5 protein-coding genes are annotated in these 7,142 nt (G+C 46.2%); 2 read left to right on the top strand and 3 right to left on the bottom strand.

Going from position 1 to position 7,142, the window contains the following annotated elements; genetic code table 11:
* Positions 1 to 9: 9 nt before the first annotated feature.
* Entirely contained in the window at positions 10 to 1,512 is a 1,503-nt protein-coding gene (locus tag IC229_RS33520; protein ID WP_190893143.1) for a serine hydrolase domain-containing protein, read from the bottom strand.
* 67 nt (positions 1,513 to 1,579) lie between these two features.
* The gene (locus IC229_RS33525) at positions 1,580 to 2,383 is read right to left on the bottom strand and encodes a helix-turn-helix domain-containing protein (RefSeq protein ID WP_190893145.1); all 804 of its coding nucleotides are present in this window, start codon (positions 2,381 to 2,383) and stop codon (positions 1,580 to 1,582) included.
* A gap of 464 nt (positions 2,384 to 2,847) precedes the next feature.
* Between IC229_RS33525 and IC229_RS33530 the strand changes: the two genes are divergently transcribed.
* Both IC229_RS33530 and IC229_RS33535 read left to right on the top strand, forming a co-directional pair.
* Entirely contained in the window at positions 2,848 to 3,456 is a 609-nt protein-coding gene (locus tag IC229_RS33530) for a helix-turn-helix domain-containing protein (protein ID WP_190893147.1), read from the top strand.
* 191 nt (positions 3,457 to 3,647) lie between these two features.
* On the top strand, positions 3,648 to 5,072 hold the full coding sequence (locus IC229_RS33535; protein ID WP_223834363.1) for a serine hydrolase domain-containing protein: 1,425 nt from the start codon (positions 3,648 to 3,650) through the stop codon (positions 5,070 to 5,072).
* A gap of 830 nt (positions 5,073 to 5,902) precedes the next feature.
* On the opposite strand, the gene IC229_RS33540 is transcribed toward IC229_RS33535, so the two are convergent.
* Positions 5,903 to 6,775 carry a lysophospholipid acyltransferase family protein gene (locus IC229_RS33540; protein WP_190893149.1) on the bottom strand — a complete coding sequence of 291 codons (873 nt, stop codon included), beginning with the start codon at positions 6,773 to 6,775 and terminating at the stop codon, positions 5,903 to 5,905.
* Positions 6,776 to 7,142: the final 367 nt, after the last annotated feature.

A 7,142-nucleotide genomic window follows, 5' to 3' on the forward strand; every position in this document is an offset into this window, starting at 1 on the left:
TGTATAACGCTACTCTTTATTCGGCATTAAGTCTACTAAGGCTTGTTCAGCCCGTTTATTGCTCGGATTTAGTGCCAACGACTTACGGTACATCAGGATGGCCTCTTCTCGCCGACCAACTGCTTTTAACACCTCGGCGTAACTATCGTAAACGTTCCAACTGGCCGGATACAAAACCGTAGTCAATCGCAAGGCCTCCAAACCCGCCGGTTGATAAGCATTATAGAACAGTTGCAGCCCCAGTCGATTCATCTCCTGCTCATTCAGATAATAATGAGTCGTATCAGTTTTATGGGCGTTGAGTGTTTCCAGGGCCGACTCAGCACCGGCCCTGATCAGGGTGCGGGCATAGTGGTTGGCCAGGGATTGTTTGTTGGCCAGTAAGGGCCTACCATTCAACAACTCAAACAGATTAACCCCAATGCCATGGGTGCCCCGGTGCGTTACATTATTGAGCAGGATCACCGTTTGATCGGTCGTGATGTTGCGTAAAAACAGCGTAACCGCTCCGGGCATACCGCCACTATGGAAAACCACCCTACCAGAGGTCGTATCTTTTAAGATCATCCAACCCAGCCCATAATAGGCGGACGTGTTTCCCCAACCGGTGGTGGCTAGCTCCTGGGTGGCGAGCCGAGTTGGCCTAAAGGCTTCTTGTAAGGTGGAAGGCCTGAGGAGTTTGGATCCATACAGCGCTCGATCAAATAAGAGCAAATCGCCGGTGGTACTAACCACATTCGCTTGCCCAAGTAATCCCCCTAGATTATACAACTCAATGCGATTTCGTGGCAGTGAATCGACTCGCTGCCGAAGCCAGGGCGCATAGGTAGGCGAATCATAGCCTTTCACCCGATGCGGGTCATCCACCTTCAGAAGCGGGGTACTAACATAGGTATGGCTCATACCGGCGGGTTGAAAGATATACCTGCTCAGGTAAGATGGAAAGGCAAGACCACTGACCTTTTCCACGATTAAAGCCAGTAAGCCATAGCCACTGTTGGAATAGTTCCACTTTTCCCCGGGATTGAACCGGATCGCTTTATCGGACTGGTTAATGGCTGGCACTAAATCAGCGATCGTAAATAGTTTACCTGTATCGGCAGCATAGGGTTTTTCCAACATCTGCAAGTCCGCTAATCCGGACGTATGAGACAGTAAATGCCGAAGGGTGATCTGCGGATAGCGGAACGTGGGGAGATAGTTTTTGACGGGATCATCCAGTTTGAGCTTTCCCTGCTGCTTCAATTGAAGGACAGCCACCGAGGTGAATAGCTTAGAGACAGAGGCTAATTGAAACGAAGAGTTTTGATCGGTTGGTCTATCGGTCAGCGTGTTGGCCAAACCAATGGAGCGCTCATATACGACCTTTCCTTTCTCCGCTAGTAAAATATTGCCGGATAATTCATCATCCGCTACCCGTCTGGTAACAAGGCTATCGATCAGCGCAAGACGATTTTGCCCGATAGCCCGAACCTGGCTAAAAAGCACGAGTAGAACACCTAGTTTCCACATAGATTTACCTGTTTAGTACATGAATAGCCAAAAGTAGGCGGCCCTGTACGAAGAAAATTGGACAGAATTAGCGCGCCATCCGAAGTGAGAACCGCTTTGGCGAGTAGCCGGTTGTTTCTCGAAAGGCTCTGATGAAATGACTCTGGTCGAAAAAACCACAGGTATATGCAATTTCAGTCAGCGATTCAGGGGTAGAATTCATCAAGTGCAGTGCCCGCTCCACTTTAAGCCTCCTTCGGTATTCGCCTAGGTTACAGCCGAAATAGCGCCTAAAATATTTTGATACGGTTACTGGATGTAGGTCAGCCGTTGAAGCAATTTGGTCCAAGGATAGTTCTTTATCCCAATTATCAGAAAGTAGTTGCTTTACGAGCGGCACCCACCCAGGCGGTGATTTTCTGATGGCATTTAATTGAGGCTGGAGCGTACTAAGAATCAAATCATGGATATTGTCAATAAGGGCCCTATCGGCGAAGTGAAGCTCCCTGAATAATTTAAGCATCAGCAGGGATGCACCAGGGGTTTGGGTTAGCGTACTAAAATTTGCCTCCGTCAGCGCGTATCGAACAAAGAATTGCGGTTCTAGTTCCAAATTAATGTTTTTGCCGACCCTACTGACCAGACTGGTTTGATGTTCTTCGCCGGCGTGCACATACGAGAATTGTTCGATCGTGGCCTTTAGGCCGGCATGGGACTTTCTTCGCACAACCATTTGGCCGACAAGCCCCAAACTCAAATGAGCATTTTGATGGGTATGCATGAAGCTTGCCGACTGATCGCGGACATAGTCCGTCAGTCCAATAAGCAAACCGTTGGCAGACATTATGCCGCTTACCGCGCCCTGGTACTGCCCTGGTTGTAAATTCACCATTGATGACGGCAACAATTAAGTTTAGATTATAAATTGAGGTGAGATCTGAATTCTTTAACTTTTGTAGAACAAATGTCCTACCAACCACTAATAATAGTGGTTATTAGTTTGACTATCAATTATTTGAGAGAGAAGGTTCTACTATAGAGGTGTCCAGAAACGGACAAGAGATGTTTCTTTTCGGACAGTACGTCCCAGTGGTCCCCTCAATCTTGTATTTATGATGCCTAAATCACTTATGCCAGTATACCCATTGATAGTGGCCCCAACTTGATAGCCTCTTCTATGTGCTTTCTCACAAATCCCTCCCCCGTGAGACGAAAGGGTGTATATAATTCGGGCGTTTCACGAAACGATACATTAAGTCGACGTTCTAGTGCCATATAAAGTCGTGCCTATCACTGTACTTTTATACCAACATACGTGCATTTATGAATAGCTTTAGCCATAAATCCGAGAGACCAATGGAAACGAATGACACCACGCGGGTCGAGGAGATAGGGAGTCGACTCAAAACGTATCGAAGAGGGCGCAACCTCTCTCAGGAAGAGCTTGCCGACTTATCTGGGCTATCCATAAGGACAATCCAGCGACTGGAAAAAGGCGAATCGGTGGGCAGCGCATACACCCTTCGCACCTTGGCAAGGGCGTTGCAGCTAACCCCTGAAGACTTGATAGCTCCTCAATCGCCACCGTGCACAGCCACACACCCGGCCACCGTAGACTACCTGCTCAGGCTGAACTGGAGTGCCTTGGCCGGTATCATTCTGCCCTTGGCCAATATCATCCTACCCGCCATCTTTCTCTGGCACCACCGACACGACCAACTAGTCAAGCAGCGAGGACGACAGATTCTTAGTTTCCAGATTATTTGGACACTCACTACCCTGCTGATGATGCTAGTCATTCCGTTGCTATTGGCTGGGTTGTCGATACTGGTAGGTATGCCCTTTCCCTTATTTATCCCCGTGTATGTAGTTTGTCTGGGGGTTAATCTATTCGTCGTCTTTCGCATCGCTCTCCAACTGCCTAACCAAACATCGTTTCTCGATAAGCTGCCTACCATGCTGTAAATCAGCCTTGTCATAAAATTGACGGGAAAATGGCATACCCCTTTTGTAGGGGGTTGATTTCTGTGTGTCGAGATTTGCCCGAGCAATCCAAGCGGTGCATAGAGCACAAAAGAGCCAGGTCATTGAACGCTGTACTGACCGATTCAACGGCTCGAATCCGTATCGATCACTAGCTATGCCGAGACAAGACAATGCGTTTCAGCATGTATTTAGCCGAGCAGTTCAACAGGGGGCCAGGAGGCTTGCCTATCCGAGAAAACTTCCGGCAATCCATAATCGCCATGATCAGCAAGCGTGTATTTTTTCTACTGGTAATGAGTTGGGCTTTTGGCGCCCACGCTCAGCCCGTCAAGCAACAAATTAAAAAGCTAGTCGATACCTATGCTGACTTAGGCAAATTTAATGGCAGCATCCTGGTAGCCGCTCAGGGTAAAATCCTACTCAATAGGGGATACGGCTACAAAGACATCAAACACAAAACGCGCAATGATCCACAAACGATTTACCAGATTGCCTCCCTCACCAAGTCATTTACCGCTACACTAATCCTAAAGTTGGTCGAATTAAACCGGCTATCCTTAACCGATAAAGTCAGCCAGTTTTATCCCAACTTTCCCAAAGGAGATAGCATCAGTATTGCCCAACTATTATCCCATACATCCGGCCTTTCGGATAACGATTCGATTAACAAGACGAAAACGTATCAGGGGTCCGATGAAGCACAATTTTTGGCAGCTTTGAAAGACCGAGCATTGGATTTTAGTCCTGGCACGGACTGGAAGTATAGTAATGCGGGCTACATCTTGCTGGGTTACATTAGTGAGCACGTATCGGGTATGAGTTACTATGATGCCGTCAGAACCTACCTGTTTTCTCCGCTTCAATTGGACCACAGTGGGTTTGATTTTATTGGTTTAGCCAGTCTGGATAAAGCAACAGGCTATTGGGAGTTCCCCGAAAGCGATACGGCTCAAGCAGCCACGCTAATTGATTATAGCGCTCCCCGAGCCGCCGGAGCCATCTATTCCACCATCGGTGATCTCTATAAATGGCATCAGGGCTTACAGACAGATAAACTGCTGAGTCCCCCGTTACTCAACCGAGCGTACACTCCCGTGAAAAGCAACTATGGCTATGGTTGGATCATCGATTCGGTAGCCAAGGCGAAAGTGGTTTGGCACAGTGGTGATATCTGGGGCTTCAAGTCCGAGTTGGCTCGTATCCCCGCCGATGATATCTGTATTATTATGCTCAACAACATAGAGGCGGTGGATTTGCATATCATCACCCGAAAGATCCTGGCGATTCTTTATCACCAGGCTTACCAACAACCCGCCCGCACTAGGATTCAGCTTAGCCCAGGGCTGCTGAAGGAGTATGTAGGATCGTATCAATTACGGCCCGGGGAATGGATTAAAGTTAGTCTTGAAGGGAATCGCTTAAAGGCCACCACCTCTCGCAAACAGGAGATGTATGCCCAAAAGAAGGACCATTTTTTATTGGATGATGGTCGTGAGCACCTTGGCATTTTCTTCAATCGAAACTCTTCGGGTCTAGTTACGGACTTGTCGTTTACTGTTGGCGAGCGGAAAGTGGTCTGCCCCAAAAAGGAGTAGTTTTCTATCGCGAAAGTCACGGCTCCGCCTGAGGATTTTCCTTAATGAGTATTGGTCGTCATTTATTACCACGTCTCAAAAATCGCTCCTACGTGAGACGAAGAGATATTTGCGTATCAATAATGTTGGTCCAATTGCTCAGGTTTGTAAAACACATCCTCACCTGAATAATCATCAGTGTCACCGTAGTATCCATGTTCAAACATAATCTTGTATAAGTTAAGCCGCTCATTTCGGCTAGTTCTGTAGGAAAGGCCGGAACGACTCACTAAGTGATCATCTTCTGACCTGAGATATTTTTTTTAAAGCTATCAAAGCCCTTTTTCTGATGGAATTTCAGGAGTTCAGATCTTGGATCAATCGGCCAGAAGAGAATATTTGGCACCTGTTTTCTTTGAATAGACACCTTTTTAGCCAGAACTAACTTTAGAAATTGAGTATAGTCCGGATAAGATCGTTTGAAGGTAGGTTTATAGATGTACTTATACAGATAGTTATTCTGGGTACAAACATTGACAGTCTTGCCCTTATCCAAAATAGGGATAACAACATAGATACCATCATTTCTATGCTTTACAGCCAAGCCTTCGATAAAATTGACCTGATAAATAGGCTGAATAAGTGAGAATATAGCTACTAGAAAGTAACACATGTTTTATGACTTTTCTAGGAGATGACTTTCATAGTCAATTTACACAGTTCAGAGAATAATTTCTTTACATCGTTATAAAATGTATAGGATGCAACGGATTGAATTAGGCAACTATTGAAACATCAGACTGGAATCCAAAATGTACATTCTCAGAAAAGGCTCCCAAATGTGACAATCTTTAGACTTCGACAGGCTGACTTGGTGATGGGGACTTTACCGACGATTTCCAGCGGTCATGAGACCATAACCAATAGGCTGGCGAGCGGTGAATCTGGGCCTCCAGATGCTGAAAGTAGCACTGGGTGAGTGAAGGCATAACTTCATTTACGGGTAAGTTCACCCCCTTTAATCGATACTCGTAGCAAAACCGACTTATTTTAACGCAGTCCACAAACACCACCGCAGCGTTCAGCTGTTGGGCTAGTCGTTCGGCTCCAAGCTGTACATAGGTGGGCTGCTGCAAGAACAGCAATTGATGTTTCAAACTGGCTGGTCCAGGCCGCTGATCGGCAATTAGCACCATCAGAGCAGGCTCAGCAACCTGATTGATCCGGGCCAGCATCTGCCGGTAAAACGATTGCTGAGGAATTAACTGGATGCCGAAACGTTTGCGAAGCCTTAGTAACAAGCGGTTCACCCACGGCTTATGGGGTGGGGAGTAAGCTGTATAGACTGGATACGGGGAATACGATGGTAATTGGATTAAATATTCCCAGTTACCGTAATGAGTAGCTAACAGGATCACCGACTTGTTGGCCTGATGGAGCCGGTGTAGCAATTGGATGTTAGTGAAGCGGGCTAATTGAGTACGCAAGTGGGAGGAGGCCACTGCAAAAAGAAATGGCTCCACGCACAAATCACTTAAATGGCGGTAGTAGCTTTCCAGCAAACGAACAATTTCTGAGGTTTTTTTCGTAGGAAAAGCCCGGCTCAGATTGTTATAGATGGTCTGATACCGATAGCGCAGGCCGTAACGCAGCACTAAAAAGACAAGTTGCGAACAGAAGCTGGCCAGTCCAAACCAGAGCGATTTTGTTTTCAAAGGTGACATACTTACTCAACCTTTGAACTAACTGATTGACTGGTACGTGGGGCAAAAAGTAAGATTCTGGTTTTCAATTAATTAACATATGAACAAAATAACTAAATAATAGAGTGCTATATATTTTGATCCACATGGTTCTATTTTCTTTTCTGAACCATTCGTTTCAGCCCTGATAGAGCGAATTTCACTGGACAATTTGTCTCAGAATTGACTACGTGTAACCAAGAGTGCCTATTCTCAGGAAAATGCTCATACTTGAGACGAAGAAACGTTCGTGTATTTGCTTCTCAATTGGGGATTATTTTAGGACTTTCGCTTGTGGATCAAATTTGAGAGTTTAGCTGTATGATTGCAAAGCATGAATACATTGAGT

It is taken from the genome of Spirosoma profusum, assembly GCF_014699005.1.
Taxonomy (GTDB): Bacteria; Bacteroidota; Bacteroidia; order Cytophagales; family Spirosomataceae; genus Spirosoma; species Spirosoma profusum.

Bases quoted from the DNA above. Each gene is read 5' to 3' on its own strand.
- IC229_RS33520 (WP_190893143.1), bottom strand. From the start codon at position 1,512: ATGTGGAAACTAGGTGTTCTACTCGTGCTTTTTAGCCAGGTTCGGGCT.
- IC229_RS33525 (WP_190893145.1), bottom strand. From the start codon at position 2,383: ATGGTGAATTTACAACCAGGGCAGTACCAGGGCGCGGTAAGCGGCATA.
- IC229_RS33530 (WP_190893147.1), top strand. From the start codon at position 2,848: ATGGAAACGAATGACACCACGCGGGTCGAGGAGATAGGGAGTCGACTC.
- IC229_RS33535 (WP_223834363.1), top strand. From the start codon at position 3,648: ATGCGTTTCAGCATGTATTTAGCCGAGCAGTTCAACAGGGGGCCAGGA.
- IC229_RS33540 (WP_190893149.1), bottom strand. From the start codon at position 6,775: ATGTCACCTTTGAAAACAAAATCGCTCTGGTTTGGACTGGCCAGCTTC.